Origin of the sequence: Pseudomonas baetica (assembly GCF_019733355.1) — a bacterium.
Taxonomy (GTDB): Bacteria; Pseudomonadota; Gammaproteobacteria; order Pseudomonadales; family Pseudomonadaceae; genus Aquipseudomonas; species Aquipseudomonas baetica_A.
Window position 1 is genome coordinate 13,484 of the sequence record NZ_JAIHLQ010000048.1, and the last position, 20,925, is coordinate 34,408.

At 59.9% G+C, this 20,925-nt stretch carries 14 protein-coding genes; 11 read left to right on the top strand and 3 right to left on the bottom strand.

Annotated features, from left to right (window positions below; all coding sequences use genetic code 11):
- Positions 1 to 147: 147 nt before the first annotated feature.
- Positions 148 to 843 (top strand): DUF1266 domain-containing protein, encoded by a 696-nt coding sequence (locus K5E40_RS29595; protein WP_221733767.1) that lies wholly within the window; start codon positions 148 to 150, stop codon positions 841 to 843.
- The gene (locus K5E40_RS29600; RefSeq protein ID WP_221733768.1) at positions 840 to 3,536 is read left to right on the top strand and encodes a DUF805 domain-containing protein; all 2,697 of its coding nucleotides are present in this window, start codon (positions 840 to 842) and stop codon (positions 3,534 to 3,536) included. Before K5E40_RS29595 ends, K5E40_RS29600 begins: the two co-directional genes overlap by 4 nt.
- Here the strand turns inward: K5E40_RS29600 and K5E40_RS29605 are convergent.
- The 3 genes from K5E40_RS29605 to K5E40_RS29615 all read right to left on the bottom strand — a co-directional run bounded on the left by K5E40_RS29605 (position 3,533) and on the right by K5E40_RS29615 (position 9,548).
- Positions 3,533 to 5,224, bottom strand: coding sequence for a molecular chaperone HscC (locus K5E40_RS29605; protein WP_221733769.1), 1,692 nt, complete (start codon positions 5,222 to 5,224; stop codon positions 3,533 to 3,535). The genes K5E40_RS29600 and K5E40_RS29605 overlap by 4 nt on opposite strands.
- 86 nt (positions 5,225 to 5,310) lie before the next feature.
- Positions 5,311 to 8,589: a PAS domain S-box protein gene (locus tag K5E40_RS29610; protein ID WP_221733770.1), complete on the bottom strand. Its 3,279-nt coding sequence runs from the start codon at positions 8,587 to 8,589 to the stop codon at positions 5,311 to 5,313.
- Between the two features lie 68 nt (positions 8,590 to 8,657).
- Positions 8,658 to 9,548, bottom strand: a complete 891-nt coding sequence (locus K5E40_RS29615; protein WP_221733771.1) for a LysR family transcriptional regulator — start codon at positions 9,546 to 9,548, stop codon at positions 8,658 to 8,660.
- A 140-nt stretch (positions 9,549 to 9,688) separates the two neighbouring features.
- Here K5E40_RS29615 and leuC point away from each other — a divergent pair, with 140 nt between their 5' ends.
- The 9 genes from leuC to K5E40_RS29660 all read left to right on the top strand — a co-directional run bounded on the left by leuC (position 9,689) and on the right by K5E40_RS29660 (position 20,905).
- Positions 9,689 to 11,107 (top strand): 3-isopropylmalate dehydratase large subunit, encoded by a 1,419-nt coding sequence (gene leuC, locus K5E40_RS29620; protein WP_221733772.1) that lies wholly within the window; start codon positions 9,689 to 9,691, stop codon positions 11,105 to 11,107.
- A 10-nt stretch (positions 11,108 to 11,117) separates the two neighbouring features.
- Complete coding sequence (gene leuD / locus K5E40_RS29625) at positions 11,118 to 11,762, top strand: 3-isopropylmalate dehydratase small subunit (RefSeq protein ID WP_221733773.1); 645 nt, start codon at positions 11,118 to 11,120, stop codon at positions 11,760 to 11,762.
- Between the two features lie 155 nt (positions 11,763 to 11,917).
- Positions 11,918 to 12,685, top strand: a complete 768-nt coding sequence (locus K5E40_RS29630; protein ID WP_221733774.1) for a class I SAM-dependent methyltransferase — start codon at positions 11,918 to 11,920, stop codon at positions 12,683 to 12,685.
- A gap of 55 nt (positions 12,686 to 12,740) precedes the next feature.
- On the top strand, positions 12,741 to 13,823 hold the full coding sequence (gene leuB / locus K5E40_RS29635) for a 3-isopropylmalate dehydrogenase (RefSeq protein ID WP_221733775.1): 1,083 nt from the start codon (positions 12,741 to 12,743) through the stop codon (positions 13,821 to 13,823).
- A gap of 66 nt (positions 13,824 to 13,889) precedes the next feature.
- A complete protein-coding gene (asd, locus tag K5E40_RS29640; RefSeq protein ID WP_221733776.1) occupies positions 13,890 to 15,002 on the top strand; it encodes an aspartate-semialdehyde dehydrogenase in 1,113 nt (370 codons plus the stop codon).
- A 247-nt stretch (positions 15,003 to 15,249) separates the two neighbouring features.
- Entirely contained in the window at positions 15,250 to 16,260 is a 1,011-nt protein-coding gene (locus K5E40_RS29645; RefSeq protein ID WP_221733777.1) for an aspartate-semialdehyde dehydrogenase, read from the top strand.
- A gap of 208 nt (positions 16,261 to 16,468) precedes the next feature.
- Positions 16,469 to 19,120: a FimV/HubP family polar landmark protein gene (locus K5E40_RS29650; protein ID WP_221733778.1), complete on the top strand. Its 2,652-nt coding sequence runs from the start codon at positions 16,469 to 16,471 to the stop codon at positions 19,118 to 19,120.
- A 269-nt stretch (positions 19,121 to 19,389) separates the two neighbouring features.
- Positions 19,390 to 20,214, top strand: coding sequence for a tRNA pseudouridine(38-40) synthase TruA (gene truA / locus K5E40_RS29655; protein WP_221733787.1), 825 nt, complete (start codon positions 19,390 to 19,392; stop codon positions 20,212 to 20,214).
- A gap of 64 nt (positions 20,215 to 20,278) precedes the next feature.
- A complete protein-coding gene (locus K5E40_RS29660) occupies positions 20,279 to 20,905 on the top strand; it encodes a phosphoribosylanthranilate isomerase (RefSeq protein ID WP_221733779.1) in 627 nt (208 codons plus the stop codon).
- The last annotated feature ends 20 nt before the right edge of the window (positions 20,906 to 20,925 follow it).

Here is a 20,925-nt window from a genome sequence, read left to right on the forward strand (position 1 = left end):
TGAACGAAGGCCCCGATACGTCGGGGCCTTTTTTTTGTCGGTACAGGAAAACCACGGTTCGACTTTGCCGCTTGCAGCGGTTTCTCTACAATCCGCCGCAGTTTTGCCGACCACCATCCTTCATCGGTCGGCCTGGAGCCTTTTTTCATGGACGAGATTCAACAGCGCTGGCTGTGCGCCCTGTCCGCGCCAATGGCAGCGCTCAACACCGGTGCCGGCTACGACGACCCCGCGTTCTGCAACGACCGTTACATCGACCTGAAAGACAGCTGGGGTATCGATGATCGGCGGCAATTGCTCGACATGCTCCAATGGATGACCGACGACGGCCATGCCAAGCACCTCAGTGATGCCTACCTGGCGTGGCAGCGTTGTCTGCCGAGTGAATGGCGGGCATTGCTCGATGACCTCTCGCCCCGTGAGCGCATCCTGCACGAGTTTGCCAGTCGCACGTTCGGCAGTTGCGGGCCGGGCGGAATCTTGTCCTGGGACTACGGGCGCATGGGATTTCTCTTGCGTTGTGGTGTGCGCAATCAGTGGATTGATCTGGCCGAGAGCAATTGGCTGCACAGTCGCTTGGCCATCCGGGCGAAATTTCACTACGACAGCTGGATGGCTTACTTCAATGGCTTTGTGGTGGGGCGTACCTTTTGGTGCTGCCTGAACACAAGCGACGATGAGCTGGGCCAGGCGCTGGATCGGCAAGGGGACAGCGCCCATAACCTGCGGATTGCCCGAGGCCTCGCTCAGAACATCCCGCACTTTCTGGTCGACCTGTCCTGGCACATGGAAATTGATCCGCCGCCCCGTCCGGCATCGCTCAAGGAGTTCGACTGGTCATGAGTTGCTGGATACGTTTGGGCATCGAGCCTACGACTGACGAAAATCTGATTCGCACGGCCTACCGCGCGCGTCTACCGGCGCATCACCCGGAGACTGATCCCGAGGGTTTTCAGGCGCTGCGCATGGCCTACGAAAATGCCCTGCGTCTGGCCCGTGAAGACGAGGAGGAAGAGCCCGAAGAAGCGTTCGATGCGTCAGAGTCAGAGGTCGTCGAGGTCCCGCAGGCGTTCGTGGATTTCTGCGAGCTGCTTGACGATCCCGCGCGACGGTTCAATTTCGAGGCGTGGCAGGCATTTGTCCGGGCACTGGATGAGTTGTCGCTGGAAATACTCGATGACCTCAGTTGGGGGTTGTACCACCGGATGGCTGACGCCGGTCCGTTGTCCTACCGCTGTGCGAACCTTTTGGCCAAGCGTATGGCCTGGGATCAACAGCTGCTGGATCTGGCATTCGACGAAGCACGACAAGTGGAAACCTTTCTGCAGCGGATCAAAACGCCAGACCCGTTCGATACGGATCTGATGAGCACTTGGTCAGAGGCTGCACAGACCGAGTCGTTGTGGTACGCCCGTAGCCTGGACTTCGTCTTCACTCAGCGCCCACTCCATGAATTCGCCGATTTCGCCCGTCAGCACACGTGCCTGCCGTTGCCGGATGATGCGGCGTTTCTCAAGCGTTTGCAGGTGCAGTTCACGCAGGCGGGAATCGGCGGACCGACATTTTTGCAGTGCTGTGTCGAGCAGCAGCTTGCAGCACCTGATGATGTCGACTGGCTTTACCTGTTGGCCTGTCAGAGCAGTCTTATGGGGCGGGACGATCAGGCATTGCCGTGCTGGATCCGGCTGTGGAACGAGCATCGTCATCCAATGGCTGAAAGTCGTCTGCTGGAATTATGCGGCAAGCGCCAGCCGACTTTTCTCCCTCTGTTGATTCAGGCATTTGATTGTCCGCAGAACTTCTCTGACTGGTCTGCGGATCTCGCGGATGACTGCCAAGTGTATGGCAGTCCGTCACAACGCCCCGAGACGCTGAATCGTTGGCTGGGTGTCGGACGGTTAACGCTTGATAGCCTGGCGCAAAGTTTTGTTGATTGGCGCATGACAGGCGATGAACTGCCATTGCTCGCGCAACTGCTGGGCGAAAATGCCGACAGCCGATTGCTTAATCTGTACCGGCACGCGTGGGCACTCCATCGCGGTGATTCGGCTTTGCTGCAGCAGATTGTGAGTGCGCCGTTCCCGATCGATGCCCTCGAAAGTCTGGTGTTGCGCGGATTCAAATATCAGGCTGAGCAGCATCTGCGCTGGTTGGGCGAGGCACCGATGGCAACGGCCATGCGTACGTTCAGTGGCGCGGATTCAACTGCGCGGCAATTGCCCGAGGTGCTGAAAAAAGGCGATCCGCATAAGGTTTGTCGTCTGTGGCTGCGTCGCTTGCGACCCTACAACGGCACCGCGCTGGAGCGCATTGCCCAAGCATTCAAGTTGAGTGCCGTGAAAGACGACTGTGACTTGTCCGAACTCGACTTGATTCTCCAGTTGAGCCGTCGCGCGATCGTGTTGCCGCCGGTCGGGCTGGGGGAGGCCGCATGGGAGTGGCACGCTCAGACCTTGTTTCTGCTGGCGTTGCTGGAACAACCCGAACGCTGGCTGCAATTGATTGATGCGCAATGCGTTGAGCGCCTGCCGTTCAATCCTGCTCATCCTCTGAGTCGACTGCAGCCTCTGTTGCGGCGTTTGCAGCGTGAGCAAGGCAACTGCGACGGTTTACTGGGATGGCTGCAAGGAAACGATCCGGTGCACGGCTTGTTGGTGCAGCAATTGTTCAGCGTACAGCAGGCCCTCGATAGCGCCAGATTGCCTGCCAATGCCCTGCTATACACCTGCATCGAAAGCGACCGTGCCGGGTGTGTCGACGATCTGCTGGGGTTACTGATGTTCTGGGGCGTGCTCTATCACGACCCGAGCCTGAACGCAGAGCAGCATCGTGCCTTGCTGCAATCCATCGCGGCTGTCAGTTGTGAGGACGAATGGTTCGAAGGTTTTCGCGACGGCTTGATCAAGGGCGAGCCGGTGTGGCCGCCGCGCAAGGTATTGACCGATTTCGGCGTCGATAAACTGCTTGCGTATGAGGCGTTGGATGCGCTCAAGGGCTTGATTCGTTATGGCGCTGCCGGTGTGCCGAAAACGCGAGTACTGCGCCAGTTGCAGCAGGGCAAGGATGACATGCAGAACAGCGTCGGCTTGCGCCTGGCGCTGTGTGCCTTGCTGTCCTGGTCAGAGCGTTTGCTGCTGGCCAAAAGTGATATTCAGCCGGTGCCGGCGCGTGCGATCTGGCGCCTGGGATCGCGGCTGGGGCGCAAGGCTTTTATTGCTCAGGTTCTGGGCTGTGTGGTGATTGCGCCCGTGGCGGGTCTGATCAGTGGCACCACGGTCTCTGGCATTCTGATCCTGTTGCTGGGTGTTCTGTTGTTATTCGGCGCCATTCTGCGCCGTCTGCACGACATGGGGCGAGGCATTCCCACGTTGCTGATATTCATGGCGTTGACACCGGTCCTGCCATTTTTGCCGTTGGTGCTGTTCGGCTTTCCCGGTGACAAGTTGCCCAACCGCTATGGGGTGCCGCCAGACAGCGCGGGTGACGAGATGCTGTCCGGCGGCCTTCAGGTCGCTCTGCGGCGATTAAACGGCTAGAAGCGCAGTTGATCCAGCGACTTGTTGAGCTCTGAGCGGTGGCTGGCAATCTCGGACGGTTGCTGGCCGCCGAGCACCGTTGTGAAGCTGTGCAGCCACTCGGCAATGCGTTCGCGCTCTGTGCCGAGGCTCTGCATCCATGCTCGCTCCAGGCGGGCCAGCAAGGTGCGGTTGGGCAGAGCATCGCGTGGATGGACTTTGAGTGTGGACAGTCGGTTATGGCTGTCTCTGCGCGCTTGCTCGTCCAGACCCGTAGGGCTGCGGTCGATGCTGTGGCTGTGGCGTTCGCCGGTCTCGAGCAGCGTGACGTCGACTTCGAGCAAACCATTGATGTCATAGCTGAAGCGCACGTCCAGTTCCTGAATGTGATCGCTGGGGGCTAAGGTGACATCGAAAGCATCAATGAGGATGTTGTCGCGTACCCACGGCCGTTCACCCTGATAGACGGCGATGCGGATCGCCTCCTGCCGGGGATGGGTGGTGTGATAGCGTTCCACTCGTGACGTCGGAATGATGGTATTGCGTTCGATAATCGGCGAAAAAGCACCCTCGATACCATTGCCGCGCATAGTTGCGATGCCCAACGTATACGGACAGACGTCCGTCAGGATCAGCTCTTCAATGGCCCCATCACGCGCCTTGCACGCTGCTTGCGTTGCCGCACCCAGCGCAACGATCGTATCCGGATCAAGATGCCGATAAGGCAGGCGCCCAAATAGCGTGGCGACCATTTGCTGCACCGCTGGCATCCGCGTAGCGCCGCCCACCAGCACCAGGCTGTCGAGGTCGCGGGGTTTCAGTCGGGCGTCGCGCAGGGCTTGTTCGATCGGTGCGCGCAAACGGCCGAGCAGTGGCTCCCAGATCTTCACCGCAGCGGTTTCGTCCAGCGACCATTCAAACGTCTTGTCGGCATGACGCCAGCTCAATTGCTGCGTGCCTTCGCCGAGTTTGCATTTGAGCTGTTCGAGCGTATCGCCGAGGCTGGCCATGCCTTGCGCATCGATCATTGATGGCGTCAATTGCCAGTTTTTCAGGCAGGCTTGTAACAGTGCGGCGGTGAAGTCTTCGCCACCGAGAAAGTTGTCGCCCGTGGACGCATGCACTTCGATCAACGGCAGCGCATATTCCAACACTGTGACATCAAAGGTGCCGCCGCCCAGATCGAAGATCAGCGTGCGTTCGAATTTCTGCTCATGCAGCCCATAGGCCATGGCGGCAGCGGTCGGCTCATTGATCAGGCGTGTAACGGACAGTCCGGCCAGCTCCGCAGCAAACAGCGTGCGTTTGCGCTGCTCGTCACTGAAGTACGCCGGCACGGAAATCACCGCTTCTGAGACCGTGTGGCCAAGAAATGCTTCGGCGTCCTGCTTGAGCGAGCCGAGCACCAGTGCCGACAACTCTTCCGGGCTGAACTGACGATTGCCAAGCTGGACTTGTTTGTCGCTGCCCATAAAGCGCTTGAAAGCCGCCGCGGTACGTTCCGGGTGGGTGGTCAGTCGGGCGCGGGCGGCTTTGCCGACCAGAATCGTGTCGTCCTCATCGAGGCTGACCACCGAGGGGGTCAGCACGTCGCCGAGGGCGTTGGGAATCAACCGGGCCTGACCCTCCTGCCAGACGGCGATCAGGCTGTTGGTGGTGCCAAGGTCAATGCCCAGCAGGGCCGGGCGGGGAAGGGTTGCATCCTGCATGATAGATCTCGAAACGGCGCAAAAAACGCGACCCTACAGGTTGCTGTCAGCACTGGCAATTGCCGCTCTGTTGCAACCTGCGCGCTTCATGGCAGCAGCTTTTTCAAATCCTCCAGCGGCAGCGGCCGACTGTGCAGGTAACCTTGATACAAATGGCAGCCCAGGCCTTGCAGGAATGCCAGTTGCTCGGGGGTTTCCACGCCTTCGGCAATCACTTCCAGTTGCAGGCTGCGAGCCATGGCGACGATGGCACGGATGATCTCGGCGTCGTTTGGGTCGGTGGTTGCATCGCGGATGAACGACTGGTCGATTTTCAGCGTGTCCACCGGCAAGCGCTTGAGGTAAGTCAGCGACGAATAACCCGTACCAAAGTCGTCCATGGCGAAGCTCACGCCGAGTTTTTTCAAGCGACGCATTTTGCTGATGGTGTCTTCCAGGTTCTGGATGACGATGCCTTCGGTGATTTCCAGTTTCAGCAGCGAGCAGGGCAGGCTGTGGCTGGCCATGCTGTGTTCAATGCGCTCGACAAAGTCGTTCTGCCGGAACTGCCTGGGGCTGATGTTGACGCACAGGCTGAAGTTAAGCGGATCAACCAGTTTCAGGGTGATCAACGCTTTGAATGCCTCGCAGGCCTCGTCGAGTATCCAGGTGCCAACTTCCAGAATCAGGCCGCTATCCTCCAGCACTTTGATGAATTCGGCGGGAGACTGTGCGCCGAGTTCCGGGTGATTCCAGCGTACCAGCGCTTCGGCGCCGATGATGCGGTTGTCCCGAGCGTCGATCTGCGGTTGAAAATGTACGTTGAATTCGCCGCGAGACAACGCCAGGCGCAAGTCGGTCTCCATGCGCAGTCGTTCGCTGGCGGCTTTCTGCATGGTGTGGTGATACATCTGCGTGGTGTTGCGCCCGGAATCCTTGGCCCGGTACAGGGCAATGTCGGCGCGTTTGAGCAGGTCGGTCGGGGTCGAGCCGTGGTCAGGAATCAGCGCCACGCCAATGCTCGGCGTGACTTGCAGGCGCTGGCCGTCGAGGAACATCGGCTCCGATAGCAGTTCACGGAGCGTGTCGGCCAGTTCGCGCACCTGAGTGCTGACTTCACTGCGCGTGCCTTCCAAGCCGCTGAGCAGCACTACGAACTCATCGCCGCCCAGACGGGCGACTGTGTCCTCCATGCGTACGCTGGCTTCGAGGCGGGCGGTGATGATCTTCAGTACCGTATCGCCGACCGGGTGGCCGAGCGAATCGTTGATGTGCTTGAAGTGATCCAGATCGAGAAACAGCAACGCGCCACGCAAATTGTGGCGTTTGAGCAAGGCGATCTGCTGGCTCAGGCGATCCATCAGCAGGGCGCGATTGGGCAGGTTGGTCAGCGGATCGTGGTAAGCCAGGTGGCGGATTTGTGCTTCAGCGTTTTTCAGCAGGCTGACGTCCCGAGCGGTGAGCAGCAGGCACGCGGTTTCATTCAGGGTGATGGGTTCGACCGAGACTTCTACCGTCAGCAATTCCCCGCGCTTGTTGCGCCCGAGCATTTCCTGGTGATGCACGCGGCCCTTGATCTGTAATTCGGCAAGCAACGCCGAGCGCTGTTTTTCTTCGGCCCAGATGCCCACCTGATAGGCGGTTTTGCCCACGACTTCATCGGCGCGATAACCGGTGAGGCGACAGAAACCGTCGTTGACCTCCAGATAGCGCCCGGTATCGCGCTCGGTGATGGTGATCGCATCGGGGCTGGAGTGAAACGCCTTGGCAAACTTCTCTTCGCTGGCTTTGAGCGCCGCTTCCGAACGTTGCTGCTGGGTGATGTCGCGCAGCGTGGTGACGATGCACGGTTGATTGCCAACGCTGATCTGGCGACTGGAAATCACGCAGGTCAGCGATTGGCCGTCCTTGTGCTGGACGATGATCGCCACATTGCTCAGGCCCTGTTCGCGGATCACCCGTTCGATACGTTGCAGGCTTTTCGCCGAAGCATCCCACAGGCCGATCTCTTCGGCGGTGTGGCCAATGATATCAACGGCGCTCCAGCCGAACGTTTGGCTGAAGCTTGAATTGATCTCGATGAACTCGCCGCTGTCCTGGCGCGTAACGCAGATCGGATCGGGGCTGACCTGAAACAGCGTGGCGAATTTCTCTTCCGACGCGACCAGTCGTTGCTCGCGCTCGACCTGGTCGGTGATGTCCAGCAACGTGCCGGCCATGCGCAGCGGGGCGCCGTTTTCGTCGCGATAGAGGCGCGCGCGGCTTTCCAGATAGCGTGAACTCCCGTCCGGGAGCTGTACGCGGTACGTCAGTTGATAATTGCCCGCCGGGCCTTCGCGCAGGCTGCGGTAGGCATCGCGCATACTGTCGCGCTCTTCGCCGGGCACGCCTTCGAAAAACTCGTCGAACGATTCATGAAACGGTTTCGGCTCCAGGCCGTGCAATTGCGCGGCCCGCGCCGAGCCGTACAGCATGCCGCTGGGGATGTGCCAATCCCAGGTGCCGAGTTGTGCCGAGTCCAGCGCCAGGTCGAGGCGTTCCTGGCTGTCCTTCAATGCGTGTTCGGCGGCTTTGCGTTCGGTGGTGTCCAGGAAGGTGCTCAGCAGATAAGGCTGGCCTTCGAGTTCGACTTTCTGCGCGCTGAGAATGCCGTCATGGACCTGACCGTTGCTGGCGCGAAACTGCACTTCCATGCTGATCAGCTCGCCCTTGGCCTTGGTTTTCTTCACCAGTTCGGCCCGTTCCTCCGGACGCACCCACAGGCCCAGTTCCAGCGTGGTGCGGCCAATCGCGCTCTGCACCGGCCAGCCGAACAGGCTTTCGAAATACTGGTTGGCTTCGCTGATCAGGCCGTCTTCCTGGCGCGTCAGTAAAACCATGTTCGGACACAGGTGAAACAGCGTGGCGAAACGTTTTTCCGAGCTGCTCAGGGCCTGTTCGCGTTGTCGTTGGTGGGTGATTTCACGAATCACCCCGATCATTCGGGGGCGGCCGTTTTTGTCCGGGAGCAGACTTCCGCTGACCTCCAGCCAATGGAGGCTGCCATCGGGCCAGCGTATGCGGTGATGCATCGCCTGTTCCAGCGGCGCTCCGGCGATCACCGCGTGGAAGGCGCGAACGGTTTTTGCCCGGTCTTCCGGTGGCAACAGGTCAAGGTATTCGAGGTCTTCCGGTAACGGCTGGCGCGGATCGAAACCGAACAACGCCTGCGTCCCCCGCGACCAACTGATCTGCCCGCGTTCGATGTCCCAGTACCAGGCGCCGAGCCTTGCGCCATTGAGCGCGGCCAGCAATTGCGGCGCGCTCTCCCAGCTCTGCTCGGAATGACGCGGGTCAATGGCTTGAATGCGCGGCATCGGCGGAATTCGGTCAACAGACTTGGGCATCGTTAACGGGCCTTGAGCTGATGGTGGCGTTAGGCACAGGGACAGCGGCTCTATAGGAGTAGCACAAGTTAGCCAAGAGTCCCTGGCAGATCGATTTGTGCGTCCAATAAAGCCATAAATGCTCTTGCCGCATTCGATAGCGTCCGTTCGGTGTGCAAGATATAGCCTAGCTGGCGGCTGAGCTGTATGCCCGGCAATGCGATGCTTGCCACCTGTTCATCGAGCATGGTGCGCGGCAAGACGCTCCAGGCAAGGCCGATAGAAACCATCATCTTGATGGTTTCCAGATAGTTGGTGCTCATGGCGATGTTCGGCGTCAGCCCTTGGGCCTCGAACAAGCGCTGCACAATATGGTGTGTGAAGGTATTTCCGCCGGGGAAAACTGCCGGATGACGGGCAATGTCCTCAAGGCTGATGGGGCCGTTGCTGATCAGCGAGTGTTCCGGGGCGACGACAAAATCCAGCGGATCGTCCCAGACAGGTGTGGCCTTGACCAGCGAATGAGGCTCGGGCGCCAGGGTGATGACCGCCAGTTCCGCGCGCCCGTGGAGGATTTCCTCGTAGGCCACTTCCGAATCGAGGAACTGAATATCCAGCGCGACCTGTGGGTAACGGCGGGTGAACTCTCTTAATAACGGTGGCAGGCGGTGCAGGCCGATGTGGTGACTGGTGGCCAGGGTCAGGCGGCCGCTGACTTCGCCGGTCAGGTTGGTCAGGGCGCGGCGGGTGTCGTCCAGCACGTTGAGGATCTGATAAGCCCGTGGCAGCAGGGCGCGGCCGGCCTCGGTCAGGCCGACTTCACGGCCCAGTCGGTCGAACAGGCGAACCTTTAATTGCTGCTCCAGTCCGGCAATGCGCTTGCTGATGGCCGGTTGCGTCAGGTGCAGGCGTTCACCGGCGCCGGAGAAGCTTCCAGTCTCGGCAATTGCAATAAAAGCGTTGAGGTTGGCCAGATCCATGTTCGTATTCCAGTTGGTTATCCAAAGCATAAAAAATATGAATTTGAGTTATTTAATCTAACCCCATAGGATCGGCCTCACAAGCCAAAGGGTTATTGATAAGCCCAGGGCATAGAAACAAGCTGATGAGGAACCGTCTGATGGCCGGCAAAACGCTCTACGACAAGCTCTGGGATTCGCATTTGGTCAAGCAGCGCGACGATGGCTCGGCGCTGATCTACATCGATCGTCACATCATTCACGAAGTGACTTCGCCGCAAGCCTTCGAAGGCCTGCGTCTGGCCGGGCGCAAGCCGTGGCGTATCGATGCCAACATCGCGACCCCGGACCACAACGTACCGACGACTCCGGAGCGCAAGGGCGGCATTGAAGCCATCGCCGACCAGGTCTCGCGTTTGCAGGTTCAGACCCTCGATGACAACTGTGATGAGTACGGCATCGTCGAGTTCAAGATGAATGACGTCCGCCAAGGCATCGTCCATGTGATCAGCCCGGAGCAGGGCGCGACCTTGCCGGGCATGACGGTTGTGTGCGGTGACTCCCATACCTCGACCCACGGCGCATTCGGCGCATTGGCTCACGGTATCGGCACTTCCGAGGTCGAGCACGTGCTCGCCACCCAGTGCCTGGTCGCCAAGAAAATGAAAAACATGCTGGTGCGCGTCGAAGGCCAATTGCCGTTCGGCGTGACCGCCAAGGACATCGTCCTTGCCGTGATCGGCAAGATCGGCACCGCCGGCGGTAACGGCCATGCCATCGAATTTGCCGGCAGCGCGATCCGCGACTTGTCCGTCGAAGGCCGCATGACCATCTGCAACATGTCCATCGAGGCCGGCGCCCGCGTGGGTCTGGTGGCGGCGGATCAAAAGACGGTCGACTACGTCAAAGGTCGCCCATTCGCACCCAAAGGCGCGCAGTGGGACATGGCGGTTGAAGCCTGGAAAGAGCTGGTTTCCGACGCCGACGCCAAGTTCGACACCGTGGTTGAACTCGACGCTACGCAGATCAAGCCGCAAGTCAGTTGGGGGACTTCGCCGGAAATGGTCCTGGCCGTTGATCAGAACGTGCCTGACCCGGCCAAAGAAATGGATCTGGTCAAACGCGACTCGATTGTCCGGGCCTTGAAATACATGGGGTTGACTGCCAATCAGGCGATTACTGACATTCAGCTCGATCGCGTGTTCATCGGTTCCTGCACCAACTCGCGGATTGAAGACTTGCGCGCGGCGGCCGTGATCGCCAAGGGCCGTAAAGTCGCTTCGACCATCAAGCAAGCGATCGTGGTGCCGGGTTCGGGTCTGGTGAAAGCGCAGGCTGAATCCGAAGGTCTGGACAAGATTTTCCTCGAAGCCGGTTTTGAATGGCGTGAGCCGGGTTGCTCGATGTGCCTGGCAATGAACCCGGATCGTTTGGAGTCCGGCGAACATTGCGCCTCGACGTCCAACCGTAACTTCGAAGGCCGTCAAGGCGCCGGTGGCCGTACCCACCTCGTCAGCCCGGCCATGGCTGCTGCGGCAGCGGTGAACGGTCGTTTCATCGACGTTCGTGAATTGATTTAAGGAGCGCAGCATGAAAGCTTTCACCCAGCACACAGGTCTTGTCGCGCCCTTGGATCGTGCCAACGTCGACACCGATCAGATCATTCCGAAGCAGTTCTTGAAATCGATCAAACGCACCGGTTTCGGCCCTAACCTGTTCGACGAGTGGCGTTACCTGGATGTGGGGCAGCCGTATCAGGACAACTCCAAGCGCCCTCTGAACAAGGACTTCGTTCTCAACGCCGAGCGTTATCAAGGCGCCAGCGTATTGCTGGCCCGCGAGAACTTCGGTTGCGGCTCCAGCCGTGAACACGCGCCGTGGGCGCTGGAAGAGTACGGTTTTCGCAGCATCATCGCGCCGAGTTACGCCGACATCTTCTTCAACAACAGCTTCAAGAACGGCTTGCTGCCGATCATTTTGAGCGACGCTGAAGTCGACGAACTGTTCAAACAGGTCGAGGCCGAGCCGGGCTATCAATTGCAGGTCGATCTGCACGCGCAGACCGTGACCCGTCCGGATGGCAAGGTGTATAGCTTTGAGATCGATGCGTTCCGCAAGCATTGCCTGTTGAACGGTCTGGACGATATCGGTTTGACCTTGCAGGACGGTGATGCGATTGCGACGTTTGAGGCCAAGCATCGGGTTAGCCAGCCTTGGTTGTTCCGCGACGCGTGATTGATTCGAGATTGATGCAGTCAGGGCCGGCCTCTTCGGGAGCAAGCCCCCTCCCACAGGGTTGTTGTACAGGCCACAAATCCAGGGTGGGAGGGGGCTTGCTCCCGAAGGCGGCAGTCCAGGCAATACAAGGCTAAAACCAAAAGGAGGTCCCCATGACCAGCACCGCCCAGCACACTCAGGTCGTTCAAAAGCAATTCGGTGAACAGGCCGCCGCCTACCTGAGTAGCGCCGTTCACGCGCAAGGCACTGAGTTTGCACTGCTACAGGCTGAACTGGTCGGGCAGGGCGGGGCGCGGGTGCTGGACTTGGGTTGTGGTGCAGGTCATGTGAGTTTTCACGTCGCATCGCTGGTCAAGGACGTGGTCGCTTACGATCTGTCGCAGCAAATGCTCGATGTGGTCGCGGCCGCTGCCGTTGATCGCGGCCTGAGCAACATTGCCACGGTCAACGGCGCCGCTGAGCGTCTGCCGTTTGCCGATGGCGAGTTCGACTTCGTGTTCAGCCGTTATTCGGCGCATCACTGGAGCGATCTTGGCGCGGCCTTGCGCGAAGTGCGCCGGGTGCTGAAGCCGGGTGGCGTGGCGGCCTTTGTCGATGTGTTGTCACCGGGCAGTCCGCTGTTCGACACTTACCTGCAAAGCGTCGAAGTGCTGCGCGACACCAGTCATGTCCGCGATTATTCCGCCGGCGAGTGGTTGCGACAGGTCAGCGAAGCCGGGCTGCATACCCGCAGCACCACGCGGCAGCGTCTGCGGCTGGAGTACAGCAGTTGGGTTGAGCGCATGCGCACACCTGAAGTGATGCGCGCAGCGATCCGCCAGTTGCAGCAGTCGATGGGCAACGAAGTGCGCGAATATTTCGAGATTGCGGCCGATGGTTCGTTCAGCACAGATGTCATCGTGCTGATGGCCGAGAAATAAGAATTTTTCCGGGAGTGCCAGTAAACGGCGCACCGACTGAAGACATGAGGAAAGCATGAGCAAGCAGATTCTGATTCTCCCAGGTGATGGTATTGGTCCGGAAATCATGGCCGAAGCGGTCAAGGTGCTGGAGTTGGCCAACGAAAAGTACAACCTGGGCTTCGAGCTGAGCCATGACGTGATCGGTGGCGCCGCCATCGACAAACACGGCGTGCCGCTGGCCGACGAAACCCTCGACCGCGCCCGTGCCGCCGACGCCGTGCTGCTGGGCGCCGTCGGTGGCCCGAAATGGGACACCATTGAGCGTGACATCCGTCCTGAGCGCGGTCTGCTGAAAATCCGTGCGCAACTGGGCCTGTTCGGCAACCTGCGTCCGGCGATCCTCTATCCGCAGTTGGCCGACGCGTCGAGCCTGAAGCCGGAAATCGTTGCCGGTCTGGACATCCTGATCGTCCGTGAGTTGACTGGCGGCATCTACTTTGGCGCGCCTCGTGGCACCCGCACGCTGGAAAACGGCGAGCGTCAGGCCTACGACACTCTGCCGTACAGCGAAAGCGAAATCCGCCGCATCGCCCGCGTCGGTTTCGACATGGCCATGGTGCGCGGCAAGAAGCTGTGCTCGGTGGACAAGGCCAACGTGCTGGCGTCCAGCCAACTGTGGCGTGAAGTGGTCGAGCAGGTGGCCAAGGATTACCCGGAAGTCGAACTGAGCCACATGTACGTCGACAACGCCGCCATGCAATTGGTGCGTGCGCCGAAGCAGTTCGACGTGATTGTCACCGATAACCTGTTCGGCGACATCCTGTCCGACGAGGCGTCGATGCTCACCGGCTCTATCGGCATGTTGCCGTCGGCCTCGCTGGACTCCAACAACAAGGGCATGTACGAGCCTTGCCACGGCTCGGCCCCGGACATCGCAGGCAAAGGCATCGCCAACCCGTTGGCGACCATTCTGTCGGTGTCGATGATGCTGCGTTACAGCTTCAATCTGCATGATGCGGCCGATGCCATCGAAAACGCCGTCAGCGTCGTGCTCGATCAAGGGTTGCGCACCGGCGACATTTATTCGGCCGGTTGCACCAAAGTCGGTACGCAGGAAATGGGTGACGCAGTAGTCGCTGCGCTGCGGAATCTGTAATCTCTCCGGCCCGCTGCGAAATTCAATACAAAGCAGCGGCCCACTTTTCAAAAAGGTGTAGTTGCGATGAAACGTGTAGGTCTGATCGGTTGGCGCGGGATGGTCGGTTCCGTGCTCATGCAGCGGATGCTGGAAGAGCAGGATTTCGATCTAATCGAGCCGGTGTTTTTCACCACGTCCAATGTCGGTGGCCAAGGCCCGTCTGTGGGCAAGGACATTGCTCCGCTCAAGGACGCTTACAGCATTGATGAGCTGAAGACCCTCGACGTGATTCTGACCTGCCAGGGCGGCGACTACACCAGCGAAGTGTTCCCGAAGCTGCGCGAAGCCGGCTGGCAGGGTTACTGGATCGACGCGGCTTCCAGCCTGCGTATGAACGATGACGCGGTCATCATTCTCGATCCGGTCAACCGCAAGGTCATCGACCAGCAACTGGATGCGGGCACCAAGAACTACATCGGCGGCAACTGCACCGTCAGCCTGATGCTCATGGGCCTGGGCGGCCTGTTTGAGGCAGGTCTGGTCGAGTGGATGAGCGCCATGACCTATCAGGCCGCTTCCGGTGCCGGCGCGCAGAACATGCGTGAGCTGATCAAGCAGATGGGCGCGACCCACGCTGCCGTTGCCGATCAACTGGCCGATCCGGCCAGCGCGATCCTCGACATCGACCGTCGTGTCGCCGAAGCCATGCGCAGCGACGCGTACCCGACCGAGAACTTCGGCGTACCGCTAGCCGGCAGCCTGATCCCGTGGATCGACAAGGAACTGCCGAACGGTCAGAGCCGCGAAGAGTGGAAGGCCCAGGCCGAAACCAACAAGATTCTCGGTCGCTTCAAGAGCCCGATCCCGGTCGATGGCATCTGCGTGCGCATCGGCGCCATGCGTTGCCACAGCCAGGCGCTGACCATCAAGCTGAACAAAGACGTGCCGATCGCCGACATCGAAGGGCTGATCAGCCAGCACAACCCTTGGGTCAAACTGGTACCAAACCAGCGCGAAATCAGCATGCAGGAGCTGAGCCCAACCAAGGTCACTGGCACCCTGAATGTTCCGGTCGGTCGTCTGCGCAAACTGAACATGGGTTCGCAGTTCCTCGGCGCCTTCACCGTCGGCGACCAACTGCTATGGGGCGCGGCTGAACCGCTGCGTCGCATGTTGCGGATCCTGCTGGAGCGTTGATCGCTTGAGGCTGTGAAAGAACCCGTGCCTTGTGGGAGGTGCGGGTTTTTTTATGCCTGAAGTTTTTCGGGTGACTGTGCCGGCCTCTTCGCGAGCAAGTCCGCTCCCACATGGGAATGAGTCTCAAGTATGGGGGCGGGCTTGCTCGCGAAGGCGTCCGAACGGCTACCACAAATCCTGCAGAAATTGCCTGCATGGCGGTCACCCGGTAAAGTGCCGCTCCCCCCGTTTCGCCAGAGGCCGCACCATGACCCAGACCCTAGATATTGCCGTGATCGGCGCCACCGGTACTGTCGGCGAAACCCTCGTACAGATTCTCGAAGAGCGCGACTTCCCGGTCGGCAACCTGCACCTGCTGGCCAGCAGCGAGTCTGCCGGCAGCTCTGTGCTGTTCCGTAACAAGAATGTGCGCGTGCGCGAAGTCGATGAGTTCGATTTCAGCAAGGTCAAACTGGTGTTCTTCGCCGCCGGCCCGGCCATCACCCTGAGCTACGCCGCTCGCGCCCATGCCGCCGGTTGCTCGCTGATCGACCTGTCCGGCGCCTTGTCGGCCGATCAAGCGCCGCAAGTGGTGCCGGAAGCCAACGCCGATGTGCTTACCGGTTTGAAAGCGCCGTTTCAGGTCAGCAGCCCGAGTCCGTCGGCTACCACGCTCGCCGTGGTGCTGGCGCCGCTGCGTGATCTGATCGACCTGCAATACGTGAATGTCACCGCCAATCTGGCCGTTTCCGCCCAAGGTCGCGAAGCGGTCAGCGAGTTGGCGCGACAGACCGCCGAACTGCTGAACATGCGTCCGCTGGAGCCCACATTCTTTGACCGGCAGATGGCGTTCAACCTACTGGCTCAGGTCGGCACACCTGACGCAGCGGGCCATACGCTGCTGGAAAAACGTCTGGTGCGCGAGTTGCGTCAGGTGCTGGCCCAGCCTTTATTAAAGATTTCCGCAACTTGCGTTCAAGCCCCGGTGTTTTTTGGCGATAGCCTTAGCGTGACCTTGCAGTCAGCAAAGGCTGTCGACCTGGAAAAAATCAACGCTGCACTCGAAGATGCGCCGGGAATCGAGCTGGTTGAAGCCGGTGATTACCCGACAGCAGTCGGTGACGCGGTAGGGCAGGACGTTGTCTATGTCGGTCGCGTGCGCAGTGGTGTCGACGACCCGGCGGAACTTAATCTGTGGCTGACGTCAGATAACGTACGCAAAGGTGCAGCCCTTAACGCTGTGCAGGTGGCTGAATTGTTGATAAAAGACCTGCTGTAAAAGATACTTGGCAACAATTTGTCGACCGATTCTAGGTGAGCGCTATGCTTGCCCGAAGCGCTTGACGACGTGTCACCCTCCGGGACCTTCCGGGGCATCAATGAAATGATCGCGCGCGGCATCTGTCGTCGTCGCGCGCAATGCCTTACGGCAGCGGCAATCAACATCTTCTCGCTGGCCGAGGAACGTTCAAACAAAGGATGAGGCTATGGTTCAAGTTCGCAAACTGGTGTTAGCAATAGCGGCCGCCTCGGCGCTGTCCTCCGGTATGGCGCATGCCCTCGGGCTCGGGGAGCTGACCCTGAAGTCGACCCTGAACCAGCCGCTGGAGGCCGAGATCGAGTTGCTCGACGTCAAGGACCTCACCGCTGCCGAAGTGGTACCGAGCCTGGCTTCCCCTGAAGATTTCGCCAAGGCAGGCGTCGATCGTCAGGCCTTTCTAAACGATCTGATCTTTACCCCGGTACTCAACGCCAGCGGTAAAAGCGTACTGCGTGTGACGTCGAGCAAGCCGTTGTCGGAGCCGATGGTCAAATTCCTCGTGCAGGTGATGTGGCCCAATGGCCGCCTGCTGCGTGATTACAGCGTGCTGCTCGATCCGTCGAAGTTCTCGCCGCAGACCGCTGATGCCGCCGCGCAACCGGCGCCGTCGCAAACCATCACCGCGCCGACCACTGGCGCAACGCATCCAGCCCAGTACACCACTACGCCACGCGATACCCTGTGGGAAATCGCGGCGAAGGCGCGCAGCGGTGGTTCGGTGCAGCAGACCATGCTGGCGATTCAGGCGCTTAACCCGGACGCGTTCATTGGCGGCAACATCAACCTGCTGAAAACCGGTCAGGTGCTGCGCTTGCCGGACTCGGTGCAAAGCACTGCGCTGCCGCAGTCCAAGGCCATCGCTGAAGTTGCAGCGCAGAACGAAGCCTGGCGTCAGGGGCGTCGCTATGTGGCCAAGCCTGGCACGGGTCAGCAACAGCTTGATGCGACCAAACGTGGTCGCGCCAATACCGGTGCTGCGCCGAATGCCGAAGACAAACTGAGCCTTGTTTCAGCCGAAAGCGCGAAGGCGCGCGGTAAAGGCCCGGCAGGCGATGCCAAGGCCTTGAGCAATAAGCTCGCGGTCACTCAGGAAAGCCTCGACACGACTCGTCGTGACAATGAGGAACTGAAAAGCCGCATGGCTGATCTGCAAAGCCAACTGGACAAGCTGCAACGCTTGATCGAGCTCAAGAACAATCAACTGGCAAAAATGCAGGCCGAAGGACCTGGCGCTGCGCCAGCCGTGAATCCTGCTGTTGTACCGGTTCCGGCCATCACCGCCGAGTTGGCTGCTACGCCTGCGGCCACGCCAGCAGAAGCTGCATCGGCCTCTCCGACCCCGGAATCGGCTATTGCGCCGCCGGTTGATATGCCGGCAGAGACTCCGGTTGTCGAGCCGAAGCCGGCTGTCGATGACGAGAAGACATTCAACGAACTGCTGACCAATCCGGTCCTGCTGGGCCTGGTCGGTGGCGGTGCCGTCGTTCTACTGCTCTTGCTGCTGCTGTTGGCCCGTCGCCGCAAAGCCCAGCAAGAAGCCGATAAACATGTGCGCATGGCCCGTGCTCTGGCCGATGAGCAAGACTTCTCCGCCGAGCAGGATCTGCCGGAAAGCAGCTTCGAAGGTCTGGAAGTGCCTGCCGCGAGCGTCAAACTCAATACACCGGCTCCGGCGCCAACTCCAGCGCCAGTAGTGGCGCCTATCGTGATGGCCGAACCTATCGCCGCGCCACTGGTTGCGCCGGCAGCCGAGCGTTCCGATGATGTGCTGGACAAGGCTCAGTCGCACATCAGTGCCGGTCGCCTGAACCAGGCTGCTGCATTGCTGGAAGAGGGCGTCAGCCTCGAGCCGCAGCGCAGTGACCTGCGTCTGAAGTTGATGGAAGTCTACGGTCAGCAGGGCGACCGCGATGCGTTCGTGGGTCAGGAGCGTCAATTGGTGGCCAATGGCGACAACTTCGCCAAGGTTGAAGAGCTGAAAAGCCGCTTCCCGGCCATGGCGGTAGCGGCTACGGCCGGTCTGGCGGCTGCCGCTGTCGCCGCCGAACTGGATGCGCAATACGTCAAAGACTTGCTGCTGGATGAGCCGCAAGAGCCTGCGCCGGCACCTGTGGAAGATGATCTGGACAGCACGTTTGATCTGAGTCTGGATGACCTCGACAACATTACCCCGGTGGAGCCTGCGCCCGTCATTGAGCCGCAAGCGCCCGTTGAGCTCGACGAGTTCCCGTCAGACGACGACCTGAGTTTTGAGTCGGTGCTGCAACAGCAGACCGAAATCAAAGAGAACCTGGATGACCTGTCGGATTTCGATCTGGATCTGGATCTTGGTGCCGAGCCAGCCCCGTCCACGGCCGCATTGGCCGATGACGACTTCCTGCTGGATCTTGATGAAGGCGTGAAGGATCTGCCGCCGGTCGAGCCGCCGGTTGTTGCTGACGTGCCGCAGGATGATCTGGAGCTGCCAGCCGATTTCGATCTGTCACTGTCTGACGAGATGGATAGTAATCCAGCCGCTGAACCGGATGCGTTCGCTGCTGAACTCGATGACGTCAATGCCGAGCTGGATCGTCTTTCGCAGAGCATTGCCGAGCCAACGTTCACCGAAGCTGACGCGGCGCTGGGTGGGGATCTGGGCGAAGACGATTTCGACTTCCTCGCCGGCACCGACGAAGCAGCAACCAAGCTCGATCTGGCACAGGCTTACATCGACATGGGCGACAGCGACGGTGCGCGCGACATCCTCAATGAAGTATTGACCGAGGGTGACGAGAAGCAGCGCGGCGAGGCCAAGGAAATGCTGTCGAACCTGGTTTGATTCAGCCATTAGCGGTTAACAAAGCGGCAGCCCGTTGAGGCTGCCGTTTTTGTTTGGGTTGGATTCGGTGGTGTTTGATCGGCCGTCTTCGCAAGCAAGCCTGCCACAGTTGGAATGCATTTCAATCGTGTGCAGGCTTGCTCGCGAAGAGGCTGGGCCGGTCGGCAGAGAACTCACTGGCATCCCCGCTTCACAGCCTTATAATGCCCGCCTTTGCAAAAACAGCAGGCTGTCCCACCTTGGCAAACATAGATAACCCGGTCGCCGAAATGGCGCCCGACGGCTTTTACCGCATCGCGTTGGGCGTTGAATACAAAGGCTCGCGCTACAGTGGCTGGCAGCGTCAGTCCACCGGTGTGGCTACGGTGCAGGAAGCCCTCGAAAAAGCTTTGTCGAAAGTCGCCAACTCGCCGGTTTCGCTACAATGCGCCGGGCGTACCGACGCGGGCGTACATGCCTGTGGGCAGGTGGTGCATTTCGACACTCAAGTCGATCGCTCGCTGAAAGCCTGGGTCATGGGCGCCAACATCAATCTGCCCCACGACATCAGCGTCAGTTGGGCCAAGGTGATGCCGGCGCACTTTCATGCGCGGTTCAAAGCCATTGCCCGGCGTTATCGCTATGTGATCTACAACGATCAGATCCGTCCGGCGCATCTCAATGAAGAAATCACCTGGAATCACCGTCCGCTGGATGTCGAGCGCATGGCCGAGGCCGCGCAATACTTGATCGGCACCCATGATTTCAGCGCGTTCCGTGCAGGCCAGTGCCAGGCCAAGTCGCCAATCAAGAAGATGCATCACCTGCGCGTGACCCGTCACGGCAAGATGATCGTGCTCGATATCCGCGCCAATGCTTTCCTGCACCACATGGTGCGCAACATCGCTGGCGTGCTGATGACCATCGGCGCGGGCGAGCGCCCGGTTGAATGGATGAAGGAAGTGCTGGAAAGCCGCGAACGTCGTTCGGGGGGCGTGACGGCGCATCCGTATGGTCTGTATCTGGTGCAGGTCGAGTACCACGATGAGTTCCCGTTGCCCGAGCGTTTTGTCGGGCCGCATTTCCTGACGGGTTTCTCGGAACTTGACGGCTGACGCCCTCGAACGCTTTTGTTACCATCCGGGACTTTCCCGGATTTGCCTCGGAGTTTTTATCGACATGTCAGCCGTTCGCAGCAAGATTTGCGGGATTACCCGCATAGAAGACGCGTTGGCCGCTGTTGAGGCTGGGGCGGATGCGATCGGATTCGTGTTCTACGCCAAGAGCCCGCGCGCGGTGACCGTGCAGCAGGCGCGGGCGATCATCAAGGCATTGCCGCCGTTTGTGACCACTGTGGGCCTGTTCGTCAACGCCAGTCGCTGCGAGCTTGGGGAAATCCTCGATGCCGTGCCGTTGGATCTGTTGCAGTTCCATGGTGATGAAACGGCGGATGAGTGCGAAAGCTGGCATCGTCCTTACATCAAGGCATTACGGGTCAAGGCCGGTGACGACATTGCTGCCGCCTGCAACGCCTATCCTACCGCCAGCGGCGTACTGCTCGACACCTATGTCGAGGGAGTGCCCGGCGGAACCGGCGAGGCGTTCGACTGGTCATTGATTCCTCAGGGTTTGAGCAAGCCGCTGATTCTGGCGGGCGGGTTGACCCCCGAGAACATTGCAGACGCCGTGGCGCGGGTTCGGCCTTACGCTGTGGACGTCAGCGGTGGGGTAGAAGCGAGCAAAGGCATCAAGGATCATGCAAGGATTCGGGCGTTCATCAACGCGGTACGCAAAGCTCCATATTGATGTGACGGCTGGCAGTCTGC